The organism is Nevskiales bacterium, from assembly GCA_035574475.1.
In the GTDB taxonomy this organism is placed as follows: Bacteria; Pseudomonadota; Gammaproteobacteria; order Nevskiales; family DATLYR01; genus DATLYR01.
The window spans coordinates 1-23,865 of the sequence record DATLYR010000063.1; the positions used below are offsets into that span (position 1 = coordinate 1).

21 protein-coding genes are annotated in these 23,865 nt (G+C 67.5%); 13 read left to right on the plus strand and 8 right to left on the minus strand.

Annotation, left to right across the window (positions count from 1 at the left end; all coding sequences use genetic code 11):
- Both VNJ47_03600 and VNJ47_03605 read right to left on the minus strand, forming a co-directional pair.
- Nucleotides 1-727 (minus strand): pirin family protein (locus tag VNJ47_03600; protein HXG27916.1); only part of this gene is annotated, 727 nt, incomplete at its 3' end.
- Nucleotides 728-847: 120 nt separating this feature from the next.
- Nucleotides 848-1,459: an NAD(P)H-dependent oxidoreductase gene (locus VNJ47_03605; GenBank protein ID HXG27917.1), complete on the minus strand. Its 612-nt coding sequence runs from the start codon at nucleotides 1,457-1,459 to the stop codon at nucleotides 848-850.
- Nucleotides 1,460-1,568: 109 nt separating this feature from the next.
- Here VNJ47_03605 and VNJ47_03610 point away from each other — a divergent pair, with 109 nt between their 5' ends.
- The 6 genes from VNJ47_03610 (at nucleotide 1,569) to VNJ47_03635 (ending at nucleotide 10,990) form a co-directional block, all read left to right on the plus strand.
- Entirely contained in the window at nucleotides 1,569-2,507 is a 939-nt protein-coding gene (locus tag VNJ47_03610) for a LysR family transcriptional regulator (protein HXG27918.1), read from the plus strand.
- Nucleotides 2,508-2,557: 50 nt separating this feature from the next.
- Nucleotides 2,558-4,543, plus strand: a complete 1,986-nt coding sequence (locus VNJ47_03615; protein HXG27919.1) for an ATP-binding protein — start codon at nucleotides 2,558-2,560, stop codon at nucleotides 4,541-4,543.
- Nucleotides 4,544-4,611: 68 nt separating this feature from the next.
- Nucleotides 4,612-6,816 (plus strand): molybdopterin oxidoreductase family protein, encoded by a 2,205-nt coding sequence (locus VNJ47_03620; protein HXG27920.1) that lies wholly within the window; start codon nucleotides 4,612-4,614, stop codon nucleotides 6,814-6,816.
- A 175-nt stretch (nucleotides 6,817-6,991) separates the two neighbouring features.
- Nucleotides 6,992-8,020: a hypothetical protein gene (locus VNJ47_03625; GenBank protein ID HXG27921.1), complete on the plus strand. Its 1,029-nt coding sequence runs from the start codon at nucleotides 6,992-6,994 to the stop codon at nucleotides 8,018-8,020.
- A gap of 123 nt (nucleotides 8,021-8,143) precedes the next feature.
- Nucleotides 8,144-10,735 carry a PAS domain S-box protein gene (locus VNJ47_03630; GenBank protein ID HXG27922.1) on the plus strand — a complete coding sequence of 864 codons (2,592 nt, stop codon included), beginning with the start codon at nucleotides 8,144-8,146 and terminating at the stop codon, nucleotides 10,733-10,735.
- Nucleotides 10,736-10,990: an ATP-binding protein gene (locus tag VNJ47_03635; GenBank protein HXG27923.1), complete on the plus strand. Its 255-nt coding sequence runs from the start codon at nucleotides 10,736-10,738 to the stop codon at nucleotides 10,988-10,990.
- On the opposite strand, the gene VNJ47_03640 is transcribed toward VNJ47_03635, so the two are convergent.
- A complete protein-coding gene (locus tag VNJ47_03640) occupies nucleotides 10,944-11,990 on the minus strand; it encodes an MBL fold metallo-hydrolase (GenBank protein ID HXG27924.1) in 1,047 nt (348 codons plus the stop codon). The two genes, VNJ47_03635 and VNJ47_03640, sit on opposite strands and share 47 nt — an antisense overlap.
- A 51-nt stretch (nucleotides 11,991-12,041) precedes the next feature.
- The gene (locus tag VNJ47_03645) at nucleotides 12,042-12,962 is read right to left on the minus strand and encodes an FkbM family methyltransferase (GenBank protein ID HXG27925.1); all 921 of its coding nucleotides are present in this window, start codon (nucleotides 12,960-12,962) and stop codon (nucleotides 12,042-12,044) included.
- Nucleotides 12,963-13,072: 110 nt separating this feature from the next.
- Between VNJ47_03645 and VNJ47_03650 the strand changes: the two genes are divergently transcribed.
- The 3 genes from VNJ47_03650 to VNJ47_03660 all read left to right on the plus strand — a co-directional run bounded on the left by VNJ47_03650 (nucleotide 13,073) and on the right by VNJ47_03660 (nucleotide 14,453).
- Complete coding sequence (locus VNJ47_03650; GenBank protein ID HXG27926.1) at nucleotides 13,073-13,207, plus strand: hypothetical protein; 135 nt, start codon at nucleotides 13,073-13,075, stop codon at nucleotides 13,205-13,207.
- A 117-nt stretch (nucleotides 13,208-13,324) separates the two neighbouring features.
- On the plus strand, nucleotides 13,325-14,308 hold the full coding sequence (locus VNJ47_03655) for an MBL fold metallo-hydrolase (protein HXG27927.1): 984 nt from the start codon (nucleotides 13,325-13,327) through the stop codon (nucleotides 14,306-14,308).
- Nucleotides 14,292-14,453: a hypothetical protein gene (locus tag VNJ47_03660; GenBank protein ID HXG27928.1), complete on the plus strand. Its 162-nt coding sequence runs from the start codon at nucleotides 14,292-14,294 to the stop codon at nucleotides 14,451-14,453. Before VNJ47_03655 ends, VNJ47_03660 begins: the two co-directional genes overlap by 17 nt.
- Here VNJ47_03660 and VNJ47_03665 read toward each other — a convergent pair.
- Nucleotides 14,434-15,360 carry a bile acid:sodium symporter family protein gene (locus tag VNJ47_03665; GenBank protein ID HXG27929.1) on the minus strand — a complete coding sequence of 309 codons (927 nt, stop codon included), beginning with the start codon at nucleotides 15,358-15,360 and terminating at the stop codon, nucleotides 14,434-14,436. The two genes, VNJ47_03660 and VNJ47_03665, sit on opposite strands and share 20 nt — an antisense overlap.
- Nucleotides 15,361-15,484: 124 nt before the next feature.
- Between VNJ47_03665 and VNJ47_03670 the strand changes: the two genes are divergently transcribed.
- Nucleotides 15,485-16,759 carry a GAF domain-containing protein gene (locus VNJ47_03670; GenBank protein HXG27930.1) on the plus strand — a complete coding sequence of 425 codons (1,275 nt, stop codon included), beginning with the start codon at nucleotides 15,485-15,487 and terminating at the stop codon, nucleotides 16,757-16,759.
- A 130-nt stretch (nucleotides 16,760-16,889) separates the two neighbouring features.
- Here the strand turns inward: VNJ47_03670 and VNJ47_03675 are convergent, their stop codons facing one another.
- Both VNJ47_03675 and VNJ47_03680 read right to left on the minus strand, forming a co-directional pair.
- Entirely contained in the window at nucleotides 16,890-18,917 is a 2,028-nt protein-coding gene (locus VNJ47_03675) for an ATP-binding protein (GenBank protein ID HXG27931.1), read from the minus strand.
- 105 nt (nucleotides 18,918-19,022) lie between these two features.
- Nucleotides 19,023-20,027 carry a 2-dehydropantoate 2-reductase gene (locus VNJ47_03680; GenBank protein ID HXG27932.1) on the minus strand — a complete coding sequence of 335 codons (1,005 nt, stop codon included), beginning with the start codon at nucleotides 20,025-20,027 and terminating at the stop codon, nucleotides 19,023-19,025.
- An 82-nt stretch (nucleotides 20,028-20,109) separates the two neighbouring features.
- On the opposite strand from VNJ47_03680, the gene VNJ47_03685 reads away from it, so the two are divergent.
- Both VNJ47_03685 and VNJ47_03690 read left to right on the plus strand, forming a co-directional pair.
- On the plus strand, nucleotides 20,110-20,349 hold the full coding sequence (locus VNJ47_03685) for a DUF1244 domain-containing protein (GenBank protein ID HXG27933.1): 240 nt from the start codon (nucleotides 20,110-20,112) through the stop codon (nucleotides 20,347-20,349).
- A gap of 214 nt (nucleotides 20,350-20,563) precedes the next feature.
- Nucleotides 20,564-21,703 carry a transglycosylase SLT domain-containing protein gene (locus VNJ47_03690; protein ID HXG27934.1) on the plus strand — a complete coding sequence of 380 codons (1,140 nt, stop codon included), beginning with the start codon at nucleotides 20,564-20,566 and terminating at the stop codon, nucleotides 21,701-21,703.
- On the opposite strand, the gene VNJ47_03695 is transcribed toward VNJ47_03690, so the two are convergent.
- A complete protein-coding gene (locus tag VNJ47_03695) occupies nucleotides 21,700-23,193 on the minus strand; it encodes an NAD(P)/FAD-dependent oxidoreductase (GenBank protein ID HXG27935.1) in 1,494 nt (497 codons plus the stop codon). The two genes, VNJ47_03690 and VNJ47_03695, sit on opposite strands and share 4 nt — an antisense overlap.
- A gap of 335 nt (nucleotides 23,194-23,528) precedes the next feature.
- Between VNJ47_03695 and VNJ47_03700 the strand changes: the two genes are divergently transcribed.
- Nucleotides 23,529-23,865, plus strand: a 337-nt coding sequence (locus VNJ47_03700; GenBank protein HXG27936.1) for an MgtC/SapB family protein, incomplete at its 3' end; no start/stop codon positions are given.

A 23,865-nucleotide genomic window follows, 5' to 3' on the forward strand; every position in this document is an offset into this window, starting at 1 on the left:
CCGCCTCGACCGTCACCCGCTCGCCCGCGCGCGTAAGCTGCGCCGCCTGTGCCTCGCCCAGCGTCTCGCGGCCATTGACCCGCGCCTGGCCGTGCAGCACCACCAGCGTCGCGGCATGGCCCTGTGCGAACGGCAGCTCGACCGCTGCGCTGGCGACGAGCTTCAAATCCCAGACCTCGACTGGCGTGTAGGTCTGCGCCGGGCCGCGCCGCCCGCCGTACTCGCCCGCAATCACGCGCAGCGTGCCGGCGCCATCCGGCAGCTCGACCACGGGGATGTCCCCGGCCAGCAGGGTCTGGTAGCGTGGCAGGTCCAGCTTGTGCTTGGCTGGCAGATTGACCCACAGCTGCACCGCCTCGAACACACCGCCCGTGTGCGTGAATTCCCGTGAATGGAATTCCTCGTGCAACACGCCGCCGGCGGCCGTCATCCACTGCACGTCGCCGGGCCCGATGCGGCCGTGGTTGCCGGCGGAATCGCGGTGCTCCAGCTCGCCGCGGTATACGATCGTCACGGTCTCGAAGCCACGGTGCGGGTGCTGGCCGACGCCGCGCGGCACGGCACCTGGCGCAAAGTCGTAAGGCCCCGCGTAGTCGAGCAGCAGGAAGGGGCTGATGCGCGTGCCTTCGCGCTGCACCGACAGGATGTTGCGCACCGGGAAGCCGTCGCCGACCCAGTGGGCCGGCGCCTGGCGGATCAGCGTGTCGATGTTCTTGTGCGCAGTCATGACCATCTCCTTTTACCCTGTCATCCCCGCGTAGGCGGGGATCCAGTCATTCGGAGTGTTTTCTCCACTGGATTCCGCTTGCGCGGGAATGACAAACCATTCAACCAACCCCCCACTCACTCATGCCGCTTGCCGCGCGGTCAGCGCTTCGATGCGCGCACTGGCCGCGGCCTGCGCCTCGGCGCGGCTCTCAGCGCTGATGGCCAGGCCCTCCGCATACACGAACTCGATGTCGGTGAGACCAAGAAAGCCCAGCACCTGCTTCAGGTAGGCGGTCTGCACGTCGCCCGCGGTGCCGGCATAGCGCCCGCCGCGCGCGGCCAGCACATAGACCTTCTTGCCGGTCAAAAGGCCAACCGGCCCCTTGTCCGTGTAGCGGAAGGTGATGCCGGCGCGCGCCACGCGATCGATCCAGGCCTTGAGCGGCGAGGGAATGCCGAAGTTGTACATCGGCACACCCAGGACAATCACATCCGCCTGCCGCAGCTCATCGATCAGGGCATCGGACACCGCCACCGCCGCCTGCTGTGCCGGCGTGCGCTGCTCGGCCGGCGTACCAAAGCCGGTCAGCGTGGTCGCATCCAGGTGCGGGAGGGGGTTGCGCGTCAGGTCGCGCTCGATCACCCGCGTCTGCGGGTGGGCCGCGCGCCAGCGCACCACGAATTCGTCCGCCAACCGGTTGGCGTTGCCGGTATCCAGGATGCTGCTGTTGATCTTGAGCAGGGTGGTCATGGTCGTTCTCCTCGCTGCGTTGACTGTACCTGCCCGATAATCTATGTTCTGATAATTGTATTAAAAAGCGCAAAATAACGTTTTATTTGATCTAATAATTCGATTGTTTATGAGTCTGCCCAGAACCACACTCGAACACTGGCATGTCCTGCAAGCCATTGTCGAACATGGGAGTTTTGCCAAGGCCGCGGAGGCCCTGCATCGCAGCCAGTCCTCGGTCAGCTATATGGTGGCCCGGCTTCAGGAGCAGCTGGACCTGCCACTACTGGTGATCGAGGGGCGCAAGGCGCAGCTGACCGAGGCCGGCCGTGTGCTGCTGGCGCAGGCGCGGCGGCTGCTGGACGATGCACGCGCGCTGGAGCAGCACGCCCGCAACCTCAAGGCCGGCTGGGAGGCGGAGATCCGGCTGGTGGTGGATGGGCTGTTCCCGCGCCCGCTGCTCACGCGGGTGCTGCATGAAGTGGACGCCGGCTGCCCGCAGAGCCGCGTGCAACTGAGCGAAACCGTGCTGTCGGGTGCAGAGGACGCCTTGCTGCGCCACGAAGCCGACGTGGTCATCTGCAACAACGTGCCGCAGGGCTTCCTCGGCGATCCGCTGATGGACATCGAGTTCATCGCCGTGGCGCACCCGGAGCACGCGCTGCACCGCCTGGCCCGCGAGCAGTCGCGCGAACTCACGCTCGATGACCTCGCGCGCGAGCTGCACATCGTGGTGCGCGATTCCGGCACGCAGGGCCGCGACGACGGCTGGCTCGGCAGTACGCGGCGCTGGACCGTGACCAGCGGCAGCACGCGCCTGGCGCTGATGCGCGCGGGGTTGGGCTTCGGCTGGGCACCGCTGGCGCACATCGAGGACGACCTCGCCGCCGGGCAGCTCCAGCCGCTGCCGCTGCGCGAGGGCCGCTGCCGCAAGCGCACGCTCTATCTGGTGCTGGCCGAGCCGCGCGACGCCGGCCCCGGCGCGCGCCGGGTGGCAGAAATCATCCGTGCCTGTGTGGCCAATTACACACCGCCGGAGGTGGGATCAATCACCCAAGCACAACCGTAGTATTCCCCTCACTTCTAGTATCCTGCGGCTATCCCTCCAGCCGGACGAGCATGGACACGCGCACACGCCCCGCCGCACCGTCCCGCGCCCGTCGCCGACCTGCGCGCTGGCTGCGCGACCTGTCCATCGTCATCAAGCTGAACGCCATGGTGGCCGTGTTCGTGGCTATCATTCTTACCCTGCTGGCGCTGGCCGGCGCGGCGCTGGCGATCACCAACGGCGTGCGCGCCTATGTCGGCGGCGAGGGCCTGTGGTCGAAAGGCCAGAAGGACGCGGTCTACTACGTGATGCGCTACGCGCGCACCCACGACGAGGCCGACTGGCGCAAGTACCAGGCGGCCGTCGCCATCCCGCTCGGAGATCGGCAGGCGCGCCTCGAGATGGAAAAACCCGACTACGACTATGCCATCGTCGAGCAGGGCTTCGTCCAGGGCGGCAATGCGCCGGAGGACGTGCCGTATATGGTGTTCCTGTTTCGCACGCTTGGCGGCTACGGCCACCTGGCGCAGGCCATCGGCATCTGGCGACAAGGTGACAGACACCTGGACCGGCTGGTGGAAGCCGCCGATGCACTGCGTACACTGCATCGGGGTGGCGCAATAAACCCTGCCCGCGAGCGTGAGCTGCTCGACCGTATCGACCAGATCAACGCCGAGCTGACCCGGCTGGAGCGCGAGTTCTCGGCCACGCTGGGCAAGGGCGCGCGCTGGCTGCAACGCGTGCTGCTGCTGTCGGTGTTCGCCTCCACCGCACTGCTGCTGGCCTGCGGCTACTGGGTTGCGCGGCGCATCGCGCTGGAGCTGCGCCTCGGCATCCTCGGCCTGCGTGAAGGTGCGTTACGCGTAGCCGCCGGCGACCTGGACATTCCGGTCGAGATCCGCTCGCACGACGAGCTGGGCCAGCTGGCGCGCGTGTTCAACGACATGATGGCGCACCGGCGGCAGGCGGAGGAATCGCTGCGCAGCGCGCACGAATTCCGCGACAAGGTGATGGAAAGCGCCACCAATTCCATCCATGCACTCGACCTCGAAGGGCGCTTCACGCTGGTCAATCGCCGCACCTGCGAGATGACCGGCTACCCGGTCGAGGAACTGCTCGGCGCCAGCTACGTGAAGCTGTTCCCGCCGGAAGTGCTGGCCGAGGTGAACCGCCAGTTCGAAACCGTGATCCGCGAGGGGCGTACGGTGGAACAGTTCGAAACCGTGCTGCAGCGCAAAGACGGCAGTCGGGTCGCCATCACCTTCAGCAGCGCGCCGCTGGTCAGGGACGGCAGGATCGTCGGCCTGGTCGGCACCGCCGAGGACATCAGCGCGCGCAAACGCGCCGAGGCCGCGCTCGCGGCGCACGCCGCCGAACTGGCGCGCTCCAACGCCGAGCTCGAACGTTTCGCCTATGTCGCCTCGCACGATCTGCAGGAGCCGCTGCGCACGGTCACCAGCTTCACCCAGCTGCTGGCACAGCGCTATACCGACCGCAACGATCCGACCGTGCACGAGTACGTCGGCTTCATCACCGAATCGGTGCAGCGCATGCGCGACCTGATCGAGGGCCTACTGGCCTATTCGCGCGTGTCGCACCAGCGCGAAGCGCTGCAGGACGTGGATCTGAACGAACGTCTGCAGCAGGTCATCGCCAGTCTCGACGCCGCGATCAAGGCCAGCGGCGCGCGCGTGACCCATGACCCGCTGCCCCGGTTGCGCGCCTACCCCAGCCTGATCCTGCGCCTGCTGCAGAACCTGCTGAGCAACGCGCTCAAGTTCCGACGCGCCGACATCGCGCCGGAAGTACATGTCAGCGCGGCGCGGGAGGACGGCGTTTGGCGCATCTCGGTGCGCGACAACGGCATCGGCATCGATCCGCAACATGCCGAGCGCATCTTCGTGCTGTTCCAGCGCCTGCACACGCGCGACGACTTCCCGGGTAACGGCCTGGGCCTGGCGATCTGCAAGAAAATCATCGAGCAGCACGGCGGGCGCATCTGGGTGGAACCCGCGAATCCCGGGTCGGTGTTCCATTTCACGCTGCCGGCGACCTGACTTGCCACATCGTTGCCGCCGGCGCCGGTCGGTGTTATGACTGGCACTCTGCCCGAGCATCGAGGGCCATGTCCATGGGCGCAGTCGGCTCGACCATTGAAACGCGCTACGGCGCCTGCAACCTGTGCGAGGCCATCTGCGGCCTCGAGTTCAAGGTGCAGGACGGAAAGATCCTGTCCATTCGCGGCGACGAGCTTGATCCCTTCTCGCGCGGCCACGTCTGCCCCAAGGCGGTGGCGCTCAAGGACATCCACGAGGATCCGGACCGGCTGCGCCGGCCGGTGCGGCGCGTCAACGGCAGCTGGCAGGAGATCGGCTGGGACGAGGCCTTCGATCTCGTGGCCGACCGGCTGGCGGAGATCCGCACCCGGTATGGGAGCAATGCCATCGGCGTGTACCAGGGCAATCCCAGCGTGCACAACTACGGCAGCCTGACCCACGCGCAGCATTTCCTCGGCCCACTCAAGACCCGCAACCGCTTCTCCGCCACCTCGGTGGACCAGTTGCCACATCAGTTGATCGCCTACTGGATGTACGGCCACCAGCTGCTGCTGCCAGTCAGCGACATCGACCGTACGCAGTACTTCCTGGTCATGGGCGCCAACCCGATGGCCTCGAATGGCAGCCTCATGACCGTGCCCGACTTCCGCGGCCGCCTCAAGGCACTGCAGGCGCGCGGCGGCAAAATGGTGGTGATCGACCCACGCCGCACCGAGACGGCCGAGGTCGCTGACGAGCACCACTTCATCCGCCCCGGTACCGACGCCGCTTTCCTGTTCGCGCTGATCAATACGCTCTTCGAGGAGGGACGGGTCAACCTGCGCCAGCTCGCCGGCTTCACCGACGGCCTGGCGGAAGCGCGCACGGCGTTCGCGGACTTCACGCCGGAGCGGGTGGCGCCGGTGACCGGCATCGCCGCGGATACCATCCGCCGCATCGCACGCGAGTTCGCGGCGGCCGATGGCGCCGCCGCCTATGGCCGCATCGGCCTGTCGATCCAGCCCTTCGGCGCGCTGTGCCAGTGGGCCATCCAGCTGCTCAACATCGCCACCGGCAACCTCGACCGGCCCGGCGGCGTGCTGTTCACCACGCCGGCGGTGGACCTGATCGGCGGGCCCAACTCCAAGCCCGGCCACTACGGCGCCTGGAAAAGCCGCGTCAGCGGCCTGCCGGAATTCGGCGGCGAGCTGCCGGTGACCTGCCTGGCGGAGGAGATCCTCACGCCCGGCGAGGGGCAGATCCGGGCCATGGTCACCATCGCCGGCAACCCGGTGCTGTCCACGCCGAACGGTGCGCAGCTCGACCGCGCCTTCGCGTCGCTGGACTTCATGGTCTCGGTGGATTTCTACATCAACGAGACCACGCGCCATGCACAGGTGATCCTGCCGCCGACCTGCGGCGTGGAGCATGACCATTACGATCTCGTGTTCCATCACCTGGCGGTGCGCAACACCGCGCGCTACAGCGAGGCACTGGTGCCCAAACCCGAGGGTACGCGCCACGACTGGGAGATTTACACCGAGCTGGGCCGGCGCCTGGCCGCGCGCCTCGGCGGCAAGACCGGCCCGAACCTGCGCCCGGACCAGATCGTGGACCTCGGCCTGCGGCTCGGGCCCTATGGCCGCGACCATGGCCGCTCGCCCGCCACCGCCTTCGTGAAGCTGCAGGCCGAGGGCGTGCTGGCGAAGCTGGGACTGGCCAGTGCCCCGCCGCTGTCCATCGCAGCACTGAAGGCGCAGCCGCATGGCGTGGACCTGGGCCCGCTGCAGCCCTCATTGCCTGATCGCCTGCAGAACAAGGACAAGCGTATCCGCTGCGCGATTCCCGAATTGCTCGGCGACATCCCGCGGCTGGAGCGCGCACTGTTCGCGCCGCGGGCCGAAGGCGAGCTGCGGCTGATCGGGCGCCGGCACCTGCGCAGCAACAATTCCTGGATGCACAACTACGCGCGGCTGGTGAAGGGCAAGCCGCGCCACCAGCTGCTGATGCACCCGGATGACCTGGCCGCGCGCGGCCTGGCCGACGGCCAGGTGGTGCGGGTCAGGTCACGGGTCGGCGCGGTGGAGGTCGAGGTGCAGGCCAGCGACGCGATGATGCCCGGCGTGGTCAGCCTGCCGCATGGCTGGGGTCACACGCGCGAGGGCGTGCGTCTGAGTGTGGCGCGCCAGCATGCGGGTGCCAGCATCAACGACCTCACGGACGACCGCTTCTACGATGTGCTGTCGGGTAACGCGGCGCTCAACGGCGTGCCGGTGACGGTCGAGGCGGCATGAGACAGTCATCCCCGCGTATGCGGGGATCCAGCGACAAAAACCCTTGTTTGACTGGATGCCCGCTCGTGCGGGAATGACAAGCGAGCGACCGATCCGTAGCAGCGCTTCCGTAGTTTTTACGCTTGGCCGCGGAAGCGGCATGGTGGACACTGGCCGCATGCCCGGAGCCCTGCCCATGCGCCCCGTCCTGATCCTGTTCGTCAGCGCCCTGCTGGCCGCCTGCGGTGGCTCCGGCAGCGATGCCGGCAACGGGCCGTCCGGCGGCAACAGCGGCGCCACGATCCATGCCGCCGACCTGTGCGTGAACAACGACTGCGGGGAGGCCGTCCGGCTGCTCGCCATCCCGGACGCCGAAAACCTGCTGTTCGCGCCGGACGGCCGGCTGTTCGTGACCGGCGGACAGAACATCTACGAGATCACCCAGAACAGCGACGGCAGCTTCGCCGCCACGCCGCTGGCGGAGGAGTCGCCTTGCGGTTTCACCGGCATGGCGATCCGCGACGGCATCCTGTACGCGAACGGCTGCGGGACGCGCCTGTTCGCCGGCCGGCTGACCGCGCAGCCGGTGCTGCGCGCGATCTATACCTACGACATGCCGTCCTGCATCCCCAACGGCCTCGCGCTCGGCCCCGACGGCAGGCTGTACTCCGTAGACGAGCCGCTGCTGCCGCAGTGCCTGCCGCCGGCGCCCAAGATCGTGCGCCTGACCCTCGACCCGGCCGACCCGATGCAAGTCGCCAGCGAGGAGGTCTGGGTCGCGGGCAGCCCGGCCGGCCTGCTGTTCCTCGGCTTGGACACCACGCTGCGCTTCCCCAATGGCATCGTGCGCGACGGCAACACCTTCTATGCCACCGACGGCGGCAGCGTGTTCTCGGTGGAGCTTTTGCCCGACGGCAGCGCCGGGCCGGTGACGCCGCTGTTCTTCGAACCGACCGCGCACGACGACCTCGGCCTGGGCGGGGTGGACGGCCTGCTGGTGTCGGATTTCTTCAAGGGCCGCATCCTGCTGCTGTCGCGCGACGGCGAGCTGCTGCAGGAAACCGCGCCCTTCACCTTCACTGCCGTATCGTCGGTGCGACTCGGCCAGCCGCCGATGTTCGTCCCGACCGACATCCTGGTCACCGACAAGGGCGTGATCGGCGACAACAACCTGCCGATCGATTACCTGACCCTGTTCCGGCGCCGCGCCGGCGCGCGCCCCTGACGCGGATGCCGCCGGGAATCCTGTTTCCGATCAGCGGCTTGTAATTGAATTAAATCGTCTATATCCGGCCGCCGGCGGCCCCGCGTAGCGTTGTTGCCTGAAAACGTATGCGCGGAGCGCGGCTTGAGCGTCACCCCCCAGTCGATCCCCGACCGTCGGCGTAATGCGCTGTCGGCGCTGACCGGCGAGTTCGTCAACCCGGAGCAGGAACGTGCATTCCGCGCCGGTATCCGCCCGGTCTGGCTGCGACGTATCCGCACGATCATCGTGGTTGCACTGATTGCGCACCTGATCACGAGCATCAACGATTACGTGCTGCTGGGCGCCGGCGCTGCTTTCACCGTGCTGGTGGTCGCGCGCCTGGTGGTCACGGCCTACGGCCTGGGCTACCTGTGGCAGCTCGGCCGCAACCGCAGCCTGTGGCTGTGGGATCTGGGTCTGTTCGCTTTTCTGCTGCTGCTGCTGACTGCCTTCCTCGGCATGGTCGTGGCACGGCCGGACGGCGTACGCATCACCGCACCGGCCGCTGTCCTCGTCTTATGCGTGCTGTACATGGCGCCGATGGCGCGACTCTGGGTATCGACCCTGGGCGCGCTCTATCTCTCGCTCGGCATGTTGCTGATCGGATACCTGCAGCACGCCGCACCCACTGCACAGTTGGTGGTCTTCGGCGTGCAGCTACTGATCGCAAACCTCATCGGCTATTTCGTCTGTCGCGGCATCCATCAGGATATCCGCATCGCCTGGGCCAACCAGCAATCCCTGGAGCGGCGCGAGCGCCATCAGCGGTTGCTGGCGCAGCTGTCGGCGCATTTCCTGGGCCTGCGCCCCGACCAGCTCGACGATGGCGTCCAGCAGACCTTCCGCACGCTGTGCGAATACAGCGGCAGCGATCGCGCCTACCTGATGGAATTCGACGCCGGGCGCCAGACCGGCAGCATGACGCACGAATGGTGCGCGGAAGGGGTCGCGGCCACCCGTCCGACCATGCAGAACATCCCGTCTGCGCTCATGCCATGGGCCTCGCTCAAGCTGCAGCGCGGTGAAGTCGTACAGGCCGACGATGTCCAGGCCCTGCCGCCGGAAGCCGCGGTCGAGCGCGATCTCAACCTCGCCCAGGGGGTGAAGTCCTTCCTGTGCGTGCCGCTCAGTCATGAAGGCGTGCTACTGGGCATGATCGGCCTGGACTGCGTCCACGAACAGCGCCAATGGGATACCGAGACAGTCGAGATGCTGCGCTTCGTCGGCCAGTCGATCTTCAACGCGCTGCACCGCGCACGGGCGACGGAGCAGCTGCGCAAGAACGAATCGCTTTACCAGACGCTGGCCAGCGTTTCGCCGGTCGGTATTTTCCGCACCGACGCCAAAGGCTACTGCACGTATTTCAATGACCAGTGGATGCGTCTCACCGGGCTACCCCCTGATATGGCGCTGGGCAACCGCTGGCAGCAGGCCATCCATCCCGAGGATAGGCAGCGCGTCATCAGCCACTGGAACCAGGCCGTCACCGGAAGACACACAACTGAAGCGGAGTTCCGCTACCAGCGGGCCGATGGCCGGGTGGTCTGGGTGCATGCCTGCGCCCGCCCCCTGTTCGGCGACGACGGCCAGCTACAGGGCTTCGTCGGCACTGCCGAAGACATCACCGAGCGCAAGCAAGCACAGCTGGAACTGGAGCAGCGCATGCGGCTGGACGAGTTCATCGCCCGCGTGAACATGCGCTTCCTGCGTCCCAACAGCGAACAGGGCGGCGAGACCGTGCAGCTGGCACTGGGCGACATCGGCGTGTTCACGGATGCGGACCGCAGCTACCTGTTCCTGTACGACTGGAACACGCACACCAAGAGCTGCACGCACGAGTGGTGCCGCGAGGGCATCACACCCTATATCGACCAGCTGCAGAACCTGCCGATCTCCAACTTCGGCTGGATCTCGCCGCGGCTGCTGCGCGGCGAGATCATCAACGTGCCCACCCTGGACACACTGCCACCGGAAGCCGCAGCGGAGCGGGCGGAGTTCCAGCGCGAGTCCATCCAGTCGCTGCTGCTGGTGCCGATCGTATCCAGCGGCCAGGTGGCTGGCTTCATCGGTCTGGATGCGGTGCGGGCACAGCGCACCTGGTCGCCGGACACCATCCTGCTGCTGCGCATCGCCGGCGAAACCATCATGAGCGCACTGCAGCGTGAGCAGGTCGAGCGGACGCGTCAGCAGCACATCCACGAGCTGGAAAGCGTCAATTTCGAGCTGGAGCGGCGCAACATGGAGCTGCAGCGCCTGGCCTACGTGACCTCGCACGACCTGCAGGAGCCGCTGCGCGCGATCTCCGGCTTCGCCACGATGCTGCGCGAGCAGTACCGCGGCCGGCTCGATGCGCGCGCGGACGAGTACATCGGTTTCGCGATCGGGGCGTCAGACCGTCTGCACCGGCTGATCAACGACCTGTTGACCTACACGCGCGTGGATCAGCAGGTGCGCGCACCTGTCGACTGCGACCTCAACGAGATCACGCAGGTCGTACTGGACAACCTTGAGGAGACCGCGCAGCGCCTCGGTGCAAACATCGAGTACGACGCGCTGCCAACCGTCGTCGCCGAGCCGCTGCAGATGATCCAGCTGATGCAGCATCTGCTGGCCAACGCCCTGCGCTTCCACAGCGACGAGCCGCCGGTCATCCGGGTCAGTGCCGAGCGCAAGGACGCCGAATGGGTGATCTAGATCGCCGACAACGGCATCGGCATCCGGCCGGAGCATGCCCAGCGCGTGTTCGAGCTGTTCGAGCGCCTGAACCCCGGTGATCGCCACCCCGGCACCGGCATCGGCCTGCCCGTGTGCCGGCGCATCGTGGAGCGCCATGGCGGGCGCATCTGGGTCGAGCCCAACAGCCCGCGCGGCAGCGTGTTCCGCTGGACGATCCCGGCGCCGCTCAGCGCGCCCACCGGCCAAGCCGACGCGTCTCGCCGTGCTGCATGACGGTGAAGCTGCCGGGGTCGAGGCCTGCTTTGGCCACCGCTTCCGCCAGCCGCCGCGGCGGCTCGGCCGGGTCCTCCAGCGTCAGCACGAAGGTGCCCCAGTGCATGCCGATGGACTGGCGTGAGCGCACGTCCAGGTGAATCTGCACGGCCTCTTCCGGATCCACGTGCATGGCACGCATGAACCAGCGCGGGTCATAGGCCCCGATCGGGATCAGTGACAGGTCGAAGCCGCCGAAACGCCGCCCGATGTCGGCGAAGTCCCTTGAATAGCCGCTGTCCCCGGCGAAGAACAGCCTGAAGTCCGGCCACTCGGCCACCCAGCCGCACCACAGCGTGGCGTTGCGGTCGAAGGGCCCGCGGCTGCTGAAGTGCTGTACCGGCACGGCATGTAGCTTCACCCCGTCCTGCTCCGCCTGCTGCCACCAGTCCAGCTCGACCACGTTGGCGATGCCGCGCGCCGCAAACCAGGCCTTGAGCCCCAGCGGTACGTAAAAGCGCGGCGGTCTGTGCGGCTGGCGCCGGTGCAGGGCCCGGACCGTGCCCTCGTCGAGATGGTCGTAGTGGTTGTGCGAGATCAGCACCAGGTCGATTTCGGGCAGGTCCTCCAGCGCCAGCCCCGGCGGCATCATTCGTCCCGGGCCGGCCCAGCCGACCGGCGAAGCACGCTCGGTGAAATGCGGGTCGGTGAGGATGTTGAGCCCCTGCATCTGGATCAGGAAGGTATCGTGGCCGACCCAGGTGAGCGTGGCCTCGCTGCGGTTGGCGCGCAAAAAGGCCGGATCGTTGGCCGCCAGCGGGAAGCTGCGCGGCGGCGGCCCGCCGCGGAACTCGGCCAGGAACCGCAGGAAATCCCCCGCACTCTTGTGCGGATGGGGATAGTTGTTGCGGAAGCCGCGCGCGCTGTGGTGCTTCTTGCTCATTTCCGGGTAATCGGGGGTTTCATGGAAGCCGCGGCAACCGACGATCGCGGCGATGCCGCAGCCGGCCAGCGCGGCCATGGTCGCCAGTTTATCTTTACAAGGCAGTCGCACGCAGGCGTCAGGCTTGCTTCAGTTGAGCCGGTACCAGCAGGTCACCAGATCGTAAACGTCTCGGTCACGCTCTGAAAGACAGAGGACATCATAATTGTAAATGGACCGGCGACCGTCATAGGACCAGATTTTGTAAAGATAGCGATTCAGATCGGCGATTTCCCGTAACGACGAAGTGGAAAGCATGTGCAAGCCGGTGTCGTCCCAGACGACATAGTGCGCATACCCGGCATCGGCCAAACGCGCAAACGTATCTTCGGCATCCTGCAGGTCCTGCAGCTTGCGTATGGTGTTCTCGAATAGTACGCCCGGCTGCACCCGGGCCAGCCAGGACAGACTGGCCGCGATGATGCGGAAGTCGAAACCATCCGTGTCGATCTTTACGAAGCACGCCGTATCGCCCGCCACTTCTGACAGCGTCCGGGTGGCAATACCGGCTGCACCGGGTGATTCGACGAAATACGCCGTACCTCCCCAATACTGGAGATTGCCCGACAACGATTTACCGTCACCGATCAGGCAATTGTGCAGGCGGGTCTCGTTTGGCAGCCGCGCCGCGTTGCGTTGCAGATAGGCAAAGAAATAGTCGCTGCCCTCGATCAGCAGCAGTGGATTCGACGCATGGGTAGCCATCATCGCCGCGGTATCGCCGATATTCGCGCCGACATCCACCAGCGTGGCGCCCGGATATTTCGCGCCCAGGTATTTCGCGGCAATGCCGATATTCAGGTCACGAAACGGCTGCGTCGGCTGCAACTGCGGCAGGATGTGTTCAGGCGGCGCCTCGATTTCAAAGTTGCCACACCGCAGCCGGCTGCCATCCGACCGGGAACCTGGGTGCAGGGTTCTGTACAGACGTTTCAGCCATGCCGGCAGCGGACCGGAACGGGCACGCAGCGGTGCGGCAGGCCAAGCCTGTTCTTGGGATATTTTTCCCATGTCAAAAGTATCTGGGACCGCATATGGTTCTGCAAGTCTTTGCGAAGGCTTTGCCTCGTGGCCGCGCCGGCGTAGCATCGGGAAAGGCTTACTGGAGAGGGAGGCCTGCCATGACCCTGTGCCCGATCGCGCTGGCCGTCGGCTGCAAGAAATGCCCGATGTTTTCCTTCTGCCCCGCCAAGGGCATCATCGGCGACTACAAGAAGCAAGACGACGAGAGGAACAAGACCGGCAAGGCCAACTGACTCGCTATACCCGTCATTCCGGCGCAAGCCGGAATCCAGTGCCTTCAAGGACGCTGGACCCCGGCTTGCGCCGGGGTGAGGGATCTTGTGGGGTTTAGGGGTAATCCAGACTTTTTCATGCTCCGGTTCATCCGCCATCTATTCTTCGGCATCCTGTTGTTGGCCGGCGTGGCCATTGCCGGGCTCGCATGGATGTTCTCCACGCGCCCCGGGCTGGATGCCTATCAGGCACATCGCTATCCCGACGATCCACCCGGCGGCGGCCCGCAGCTGACCGCCGCCTGGTTCGGCACCACCGCCGTGCTGCTGAGCGACGGCGAATCCGCCGTCTTCATCGACCCCTTCTTCACCCGCCCCGGCGGCTGGGGCCGGCTGATGCTCAACCGGCCCATCGCACCGGATGCGGAGTTGATCGCCCGGTGGCTGGACCAAGCGGGCATCGAACGCCTGGATGCGGTAGTGGTCACGCACTCGCATTACGACCACAGCATGGATGCCGGCGTCGTCGCACAGCTGACCGGCGCAACGGTGCTTGGCTCGGCCAGCACCGCCAACGTCGCGCGCGGCAGCGGCCTGCCGGAAACACAGATCCGCATCGCGGTGCCCGGCGTGCCCCAGCGCTACGGCCACTTCACGCTGACCCTGCTGGAAAGCCGCCATGCGGGCGCCACCGGCGGCCGCCCCACTGGCGACATCACGCAGCCGCTGGTACCGCCGGCACGTTACACGGATTACCGCCAGGGCGGGACCTTCGGCGTGATCATCGAGCACGCCCTGGGCACGGTCGTGCATCACGGCAGTGCCGGCTGGATCGAGGGCATGTACCGCGGGCGGCGCGCCGGGGTCGTGTTCCTCGGCATCGCCGCGCTGCGCGATACCGAAAGCTATCTCGCACAGGTGGTGGACCCGCTCGGCGCGACACGCATCATCCCGACGCACTGGGATGACTTCACCCGTCCGCTGGACGCGCCGTTACGGCCGCTGCCCTTTGGCGTGGACCTGGACGGCTTCTTTGCGGACAGCGCGCGGCTGCGGCCGCAGCTGAAAGTGCTGACCCTGGAGCCCGGCCGGCACGTCGTACTCTTTGCCGCCGATTCGTAGGCTGCGCATCGCGCACCCCGCCCGCGCCGTCAGGCTCGATGGCGCGGGGCTCGCGGATATCGGCCCGCAGCTGGCAGTGCTGGGCGGGATGACGCTGCTGTTCCTGGGCCTGGGCGCGGCGATCTTCAAGTGGACGCAGGAGTGACCGCGGCTTCTTCCCGCCCCTGCATCCGCGCCCACCACAGCGCCAGCACCAGGCCGCTGATCAGGTGCCACACGCCCCACCAGGCGGCGATCAGGGCCATGCCGCCCAGCCCGCCGAAGAACTGGAACACCAGCACCAGCCCGAAGCCGGCATTCTGGATGCCGGTCTCCAGCGACACCGCCTTGGCGTCGTAGTGCGGCAGCCCGGCGGCGCGGCTGGCGCCATAGCCGACCGCCAGCCCGGCAGCATTGACCAGCAGCACGATCACGAAGGCCATGGCAACGTAGGTGGCGTGCTGCAGGTTGGCGGCGATGCCGGCGATGATGAAGCCGGTCAGCAGCAGCACCCCCAGCGTGCGTGCCGGCCGCAGCAGCCGGTCGGCGAGTGCCGCGCGCCAGTGGCGCAGCGACATCGCCAGCAGCGTCGGCAGGATCAGCATGAAGAACGCCGCCAGCAGGATCTCGGCGGGATCGACCGCGATCTCGCGCAGCAGGCCGGACGTGACCGGATTGAGGCTGCCCCAGAAGAAGAAATTGAACGGCGTCATCACCATCGCCACCAGCGTCGAGAAGGCCGACACGGTCAGCGACAGCGCGACATTGCCGCGCGCCAGCAGGGTGTAGAAATTCGACACCGCGCCGCCCGGGCAGGCGGCCACCAGCAGGATGCCCAGGCCCAGGCTGGGCGCGGGCTTGAGCAGCCACACGCACAGCGAGGCCGTGGCCGGCAGCAGCACGAATTGCGACAGGCAGCCGACCAGCGGCCCCTTGGGCGAGACGAGGATGCGCCGGAAGTCGTCCAGGCGCACGTCCAGCGCCGCGCCGAACACCACCGTGGCCAGCACCACGTTCAAGACCTTGACCGCGACGGGGTCGAAGCTGAACTGCATCTGGTCGATTGGCGTCATCGTCGGCTCCCCGGCAACCCCTGCATCATACCGGCCGGCGGCGTCATAGCCACCCGCAGCACGAAGGGCTAGTGTTGTGTTCCGTAAGATTCTTTAGATCGTCGACTTGCCCGGTATGACAAAGATGTCTACGGAACGCAATACTAGTATCGGTAAAAACAACAAGACACGGGCAACCATAGATGCAACCGGTGCCGCCGACCCCTTCCGCCTGTCACCGCTGACCGGCGAGTTCGCCGAGCCGGCGACCGAGCGCGAGTTCCGCGCAGCCGGCCAGCAACGGCGCGTGCGCGTGCTGCGTTTCGTCGCAGTGGCCGGGGCGCTCTTCTTCCTGGTCGCCGGCCTCGGCGACTGGCTCGCCCCGCAGCGCAGCCCGCACCTTGCCACCCTCATCACGCTGCGCCTGCTGATCCTGGTGCCGGCGGGACTGGTGCTGTTTGCCAGCCGCCGGCCCGAGCAGGCCTTGCGGCTGGACGGCGCGGTGCTGCTGTTCGCCCTGTGGCTGCCCAGCACCGGGGCCTATTTCATGACGCTTGGCACGGAGGACATGCACTACTACCTGCCCTCCGCCCTGCTGCTGGTGCTGGTGTTCCTGCTCGTGGTGCCGTTCCGCCTGCTGTTCGCGCTGACCAGCGCGCTCTACACTGCCGGCCTGTTCTTGCTCGTGGCATGGGCCTGGCTCGAACCGACACACCAGCAGATGATCCAGGCGACGGTGCTGCTGTCCGCCTGCCTCGTGCTGGCCGGCTATGCGCAGCGGGCGCAGCAGATGATGGCGCGGCGCGAGTTCGCGCGCCTGCGCGAGCTGGAGGCCGCGAACCGGCGCCTGGCCGAGGAAATACAGGCGCGCCAGCAGACCGGCGCGGCGCTGGAGCAGCGGCTGCGTTTCGAGGAACGGCTGGTACGCCTTACCACCGGCTTCATCGACATCGACGGCCGCCGGCTGGATGAGCGCATCGACGCCGCACTGGCCGAGCTCGGCGAATACAGCGGCGCCGACCGCTGCTACGTCTTCCGGCTGGATGCCGCCGGCAACCGTTTCAGCTGCACGCACGAGTGGTGTCGCAAGGGCGTGAAGCCCATCCTGCCGGTATCGCAGTCGTTGTCGGTGCGCGCCTTCTCCTGGGGGATGCCGCGGCTGCTACGCGGCGAGATCCTGGACATCCCGCGGGTAGCCGGGCTGCCCGCCGAGGCCTATGCCGAGCGCCAGGAGTTCGAGCGCCACGACACGCGCGCGGTGCTGCTGGTGCCGCTGTTCCACGATCGCAGGGTGATGGGCTTCATCGGGCTCGGCGCCGTGCATGCCGAGCACGAATGGCCGGAAGAATGCCACCTGCTGCTGCGCATCGTCGGCCATGCGCTGGCCGGTGCGCTGCACCGCCAGGCAGCGGCGGGCTAAAAGGCCTTGTCAATTCATGGCGTCATTCCGGCGCAAGCCGGAATCCAGCGACTTTCAAGGCACTGGATGCCGGCTTGCGCCGGACTGACGATGTCCGAACTCTTGCGGGAGGACACCGCAAACGCCGCGGTCATGCGACGCCGTTGGCCGGCAGGGTGAAGTAGAAGCTCGTGCCGGGGCCGGGCTGGTTCGGCTCCACCCAGATGCGTCCGCCGTGGCGCTCGACGATCCGCTTGCACACCGCCAGCCCGATGCCGGTGCCGGGATAGCGGTCGCTGGTGTGCAGGCGCTTGAAGATGTGGAATACGGTGTCGGCATGCCGCGGATCGATGCCGATGCCGTTGTCGCGCACCGCGAACAGCCATTCGCCGCCGCGCCGCCGTGCCGACACGTGCACCTGCGGCGGCTCGGCGCCGTGGAACTTGATCGCGTTGCCGATCAGATTCTGCAGCAGCTGGATGATCTGGGTGGCGTCGGCCTGCACCAGCGGCAGGTCGTCGTGCGTGATGCGGGCGTCATGTTCGCTGATCGGCGCCAGCAGGTTGGACTGCGCCAGCACCAGCATCTGGTTCATGTCGCAGGACCCCAGCGGTTCGGCCTGCGTATCGAGGCGCGAGTAGCTCAACAGGTCGTTGATCATGTTGTGCATGCGGCTGGCGGCGTCGGTGATGAAGTGGATGTATTCGTCGGCATCTTCATCCAGCCGCCCGGTATAGCGCTGCGACAGCAGTGCCGAGAACCCGGCAATCGCGCGCAACGGTTCGCGCAGGTCATGCGAGGCGATGTAGGCGAACTGCTTGAGCTCCTCGTTGCTGCGCGCCAGCGCCGCGTTGGCATGCTCCAGCGCCTGCGCCTGGTTGCGCAGCGCGGTTTCGCTGCGCTTGCGGTGCAGGGCGTTGAACACGATCTCGCCGGTGATCCTGAGCAGCTTGACGATGTCCTCCGGCCACTCCACCGGCTGCCGCACCGCGTCGAAGCCCATATAGCCGGTGACGCGCCCCTCGAACACCAGCGGCACCATGATCACCGACTGGATGTTCTCGGCCTCGAACTCGGCGCGCTCCGCAGCGGCGGCCGGCGGCAGCGCACTGACCTGCGGCACGTGCAGGACCTCGCCGCGGCCGATACGCGCCATGAACCAGGGATACTGGCCGAGCGGCAGATTCTGCAGGCGTTGGATGGCCGGCTCGACGCCCTCGGCGCACCACTCGTGCGTGCAGGACTCCGTGGTCATGTCGGCACTGAATTCGAATACGTAGCTGCGATCCACGCCGGCGAAGCGGCCGATCTCGCCGAGCGCGTCGTTCAGGCCCGCATCGATGGCATCGGGCTTCAGGCCGATGAGGCGCGCCGACAGGCGCACGATGAGGTCCTCGAACGCCATCCGCTGGTCGAGCGCCTGGGTGATGCGTTCGCGGTCGCTGACGTCGTAGATGATGCCGATGATCAGGTTGCGGCCCGGGATCGGATAGCGCGCCACCTTCAGTTCGCAGGGGATGTCGCGCGCCTCCGCATCACGCAGGATCCAGGGCGCCGTGGGGCTCTCGCCGGCGAAGGTGCGCGCCACCAGCTCGCGCGCCCAGTCGTCGGTCGGCCGGCCGCCCTTCTGCAGCGGCGGGCTGGCCTCGAGCGGCGTCATACCGACGATTCTCTCGCGTGGATACTTGAGCAGCTCCACCCAGCGCTGGTTGACGTCCACCAGCCGGAAGGCCTCGGGGTCGAACACGAAGATCGCCGCCGGGCAGTACTCCACCAGCACGCGGTTGCGCGCCTCGCTCGACTTCAGCGCCTGCAGGTTGCGGGTGATCTTGTCCGCCATGGCGTCGAAGGAGCGACCCAGGCGCGCCACCTCGTCGTGGCCGTTGAAATCGACGCGCACCGAGGTTTCGCCGGCGGCCAGCCGCTCGGCGGCATCGGCCAGGCTTTCCAGGCGCCGCGTCAGCAGGAAGCCGATCGCAAGCCCGGCCAGCGCGATCAGCGACATGCCGAGCGCAGCGATGATCAGCGTGCGGTCGCGCGCGGCGTCCAGCACCTGCTCGAGCCGGGCGTCCGTTGCGCCCGGCGGCGGTGACAGCGCATACAGCTGCCAGATGACGGCCGCCATCATGACGGCCTCCAGCAGGAACACCGTCAGGGCGATGCGGTACTTGAGGGACATGCGTTTCCCTTGCCGCCTCCTGTCCGGGGCGCGCCAGATGAAAACGAGACTAGCCACGCCCCCTTGCGGCGGCCAGAGAGGATTTTGCCCATCGGAAACTGCCGTTTATACAGCGGCTTGTGCCGCCGCCAGAGTTTCGCGCAGCTGCGCGGGCGCCAGGTAACGAGCCGGCGGACGCCCCTCGATGGCCCGCACCAGCTCGACCACCCTGGCGTTGACCGGGGTCGGCATGCCGATGCGCTGGCCGAGCCTGACGATCTCGCCGTTGAGCTGGTCGATCTCGGTCGGCCGGCCGCGCTCGATGTCGGACACCATCGAGGGATAGGAGGCCGCGGTCAGGCCGTTGCGAACCCTGGCGAACCACCACGGCAGCGGCCCGCCATGCAGCAGCAGTCGCCGGTAGTTGCGGTAGGAGATCGGCAGCACCAGCGTGTAGGGGATGCCGGCGCGCTCCAGCGCGGCCACCGACTCGTCCAGCACCATGACGAAAGACTCGGTCATGGCCTTGATGGTCAGCATGTCCTTGAAGGTGCAGTGCGTGACCGCGCAGATGGCGTTGTTGAGGTTGATCAGCAGCTTGCCCCAGGCGGCGGCCTCGCCGGCGGCGCGGCGCACGGTCAGGCCGCTGCCGCGGAACAGCTCGAACAGCGCCGCATCCTCGCTGGCGAGGTACACCTCGGCGCGCGTGGTGATCTGGGCGTGCAGCGGCGCCGGCAGCTGCGCGTTGAACATGATGGTGAGGTTGGCGACATTCGCACCCGGGAATGCCTCGCGCAGGCGTTGCGCAATGCCGACGCCGTTGAGGCAGGAAATCAGCCGCACACCGGGCGGCAGCGGCTGCGGCAGCGACGCCAGCAGCCCGGCCAGGGCCGGGTGCTTGACGCAGATGAAGACGTTCTCGACCCCGGCCAGCGACAGGTCGGTGACGATGGCGGGCACCGGCGTGACCAGCGGCGCGCCGCCGCCGGCGCGCTCGAGGCGCAGTTCGCGTGCGTCACGGAAGGCGGGCAGGTCCTTGTCGCGCAGGTAGAAGGCCACCGGACGGCCCGCGTGCAGCAGGTGTGCGGCCAGCACCGTGCCGACCGCGCCTGCCCCGATGATCAGATTCATGCCCGCCATACCTGCCATGCCTGCCCCTCGCTACCGCCTTCCCATCCTGCCAGAATTCCCTGTACCCACACCGGACCCTGCCATGCGCACCGAAACCGAAATCGAAGCCGCCGCCTTCCGTCGCCTGCTGGCGCACCTGGACTCGCGCCGCGATGTGCAGAACATCGACCTCATGAACCTGGCCGGCTTCTGCCGCAACTGCCTGGCCAAGTGGTACCGGACCGAGGCCGAGGCGCGCGGCCTGGCCCTGAGCGACGAGCAGGCCCGCGAGCGCATCTACGGCATGCCCTACGCCGAGTGGAAGACCCGCTACCAGCGCTGATGTCTCCAAAAATAGTCCTTTAAAATCAGCAAGTAAGCCGGCCGGCCCGCAAGGCCTACTGATTTTTTACGACGATAGCTGGATTTTTATGCATTGCCCGGCCGCCCCCGACTGCCTAGCCTGTGGGCTGATGCGAAAAGCCGGAGATGCCGCAACGTGGTTTGACGCTGGCGTCCGGCCTCGACTAGCTTTGGCCAGGGGGAGCGTTCCGTCGATGAACCCAGCAGCTGCCAGCCGCCCCGCGGCTTCCATGGGGCCCGACTTCTATCGCCGTTTCGCCGAACTGCTGGTGGACGGCGGGCTGCTGACGCGCCGCGAGGTCGAGCTGGCCCTGCGCGAAGCGCGGCGCGCGCGCGAGCCGCTGGGACAGTGGCTGGTCCGACACGGACGGCTGAAACCACAGCACTTGGCACTGGCGCGGCGGCTCGAGCTGCTGCTGGTGCGGCATCGCGGCGGACTCAGCCTGGCCGAGCTGCTGCGCGCCAGCGGCGAGCTCAGCCCGGGCGAACTCAAGCGTGCGCTCGAGCTGCGCGCCCGCACCGGCCAGCCGCTGGCCGAAATCCTGCTGGCGGGCGAGGGGGCACGACGCAGACGCGCGCCGCGCGGCCATAACCTGTCGCCACTGGCCGCCGCGGCCAGCGCCGCGGCGGTTGCGGTCTGCGCCTGGATGCTGGCGCCCGCCCCTGCGACGGCCATCGTCACACCCACGCACGTCGCACTGCCGAAGCCCCTGGCCAGCGTGCCGGCCGGTGCCGACCTGCGCTTCGCCTCGCTGGGCGACATCACGCCGCACCTGCAGCGCCTGCGCCAGCGCCCCGGCCCCTACCGCCGGCCGCCGCAAGTCGCCGAGCACGCGCGCCTGCGCGCCACCCAGCTCCGCCCGCTGGTGGCGCAGTACGCCCGCCAGTACCGGCTGCCGCCGGAACTGATCCTGGCCGTGATCGAGCAGGAGTCCTCGTTCAACCCGCAGGCGCAGAGCGCCCGGAACGCCATCGGCCTGATGCAGCTGGTGCCGGACGAGGCCGGGCGCGAGGCCTACCGCTACGCCGAGCGCCGCGCCGGCACGCCGACGCTGCAAGAACTGCAGGACCCGCAGACCAACATCCGCCTCGGCAGCGCCTATCTGCGGCTGCTGCTCGACCGGCACTTCGACGACATCGAAAGCGAAGACGCGCGCGTGGCGGTGGCGCTGGCCGCCTACAACTGGGGCCCGACGCGCATGCGCAAGGCGCTGGAGCGCCATGGCCTGCCGGATTCGGTGGACGAGGTCGAGGCGCTGCTGGAAAAGCACGCGCCGGCGGAAACCCGCGATTACGTGCGCAAGATCACCGGCCGCATGGAGGCCTTCGGCTAGCCGGCCGCGTTCTCCGCCGGCACCGTGACGGCGCCGACCCGCGCGAATTCCAGCGCATCGTCGCGCAGGCTGCCGAAGCGCAGCAGGAAGATGTCCAGGAAATAATTCTGGTACAGCCGCCAGGGCGCGCGCGAGCCCTGCTTCGGGAAGCTGTCGATCGCGCGCAGCACATAGCCCGAGGAAAAGTCGATGAACGGCTCCGGCCGGACGCTGGGATCGGTGTTGCGCGGCGTGCATTGCCGGTAGCCGTGCCGGTCCATGTAGTTGAGCAGGCGACAGACATACTCGGCGGTCAGATCGGCTTTCAGGGTCCAGGAGGCATTGGTATAGCCGACCGCGAAGGCCATGTTCGGGATGCCGCTCAGCATCATGCCCTTGTAGCCCATGGTCTTCGGCAGCTCGACCGGCTGGCCGTCCACGCTGAATTGCAGGCCGCCCAGCGCGACCAGCGACAGCCCGGTGGCGCTGACGATGATGTCGGCCGCGAGTTCCTGCCCGGATTTCAGCCGGATGCCCTTTTCGGTGAAGCTTTCGATGTGGTCGGTGACCACCGAGGCCTTGCCGCTGCGCAGCGCCTTGAACAGGTCCGCATCCGGCACCAGGCACAGGCGCTGGTCCCAGGGGTTGTACGGCGGTTTGAAGTGCCGGTCGATGTCGAACTTCGGCCCGAGCTGCTGGCGCAGGCCGGCGCGGATCAGTTTCTTGACCAGGTTCGGCGCGCGCCGGCTGAGCACGAAAACCAGCATGGCCAGACACACGTTCTTCCAGCGCGTCAGCGCATAGGCGGCCCGGGCCGGCAGGATGCGACGCAGAAAATTGGCGATGGCATCCTGCGCCGGTAGCGTGATGATGTAAGTGGGCGTGCGCTGCAGCATGGTGACGTGCGCGGCTTGCTCGGCCATCGCCGGCACCAGGGTGACGGCGGTGGCGCCGCTGCCGATCACCACCACACGCTTGCCGCGGTAGTCGAGATCCTCGGGCCAGTGCTGCGGATGGATGAAGCGGCCGCCGAACCGATCCACGCCCGGGAAGTCCGGCGTGTAGCCGGCGTCGTAACGGTAATAACCGCTGCACAGGTACAGGAAATTGCAGGTCAGGCGCACGATTTCCCTGGCTGGGCCGCGCTCGGCCTCCACCGTCCAGCGCGCCTCGCGGCTGGACCAGCTGGCGCGCAGCACGCGGTGCTGGTAGCGGATCGCCTGATCCACGCCGTAGTCCCGCGCCGTCTGCCGCAGGTAGTTGAGGATCGCGGGCCCGTCGGCGATCGCTTTGGCCTCCTTCCACGGCCGAAAGGAATAGCCGAGGGTGTACATGTCGGAGTCCGAGCGGATGCCCGGGTAGCGGAACAGATCCCAGGTGCCGCCGCTGGCTTCGCGCGCTTCGAGAATCGCGAAGCGCTTGCCGGGGCATTTCATCTTGAGGTGGCAGGCGGCGCCGATGCCGGACAGGCCGGCGCCGACGATCAGGACGTCAACATGTTCAACGGACATGGGCGATACTCGATTCCTTGTCTCAACGGCAATTTAGGCGCCACCGGCCGGTGGCTACAATGACCGCCGGCGACCATGGGGAACATACTGCGACATGCCGCCGGCACGGGCTATGGCCGTCGGGCCGTCAGGCGCCGGCCGCACCGCCACCGGCGACCACGCGGATCCAGCTCCTCGCGCTGCAAAGCCAGCGGGTCGTTTCACGGACAAGGCCGGTCGCCGGAGGAACGCGTGCCCCCCTCCGCCAAGCCCTGACAGTTCGTCGAAAAACCCAACTCATGGCTTCGACCCCGCCAGGGCGCTAACCTTCTCCGCAGCGGAGAAGGAAAGCGCACATGACGGCGGGCGACGAGCTCAAGCTGCTGGGCCTGGCGGCCGCGCTGGGCATCGGCCTTTTGATCGGCATCGAGCGCGAGCGCCGGCAGAGCGCGCGCCCGCAGCGCGCGCCAGCCGGCATCCGCACCTTCACGCTCGCTGCGCTGCTCGGGGCGCTGAGCTTTTCGCTGGGCACCGCGGCGCTTGCGGTGGCCGGCGCCGTGATCGGGCTGCTGGTGGTCGTGGGTTACGCGCGCTCGGCGGGCGAGGCGGACCGCGGCCTGACCACCGAGGTCGCGCTCGTCACCACCTTCCTGCTCGGCGCGCTGGCCCTGCGCGATACCGCGCTGGCGGTGG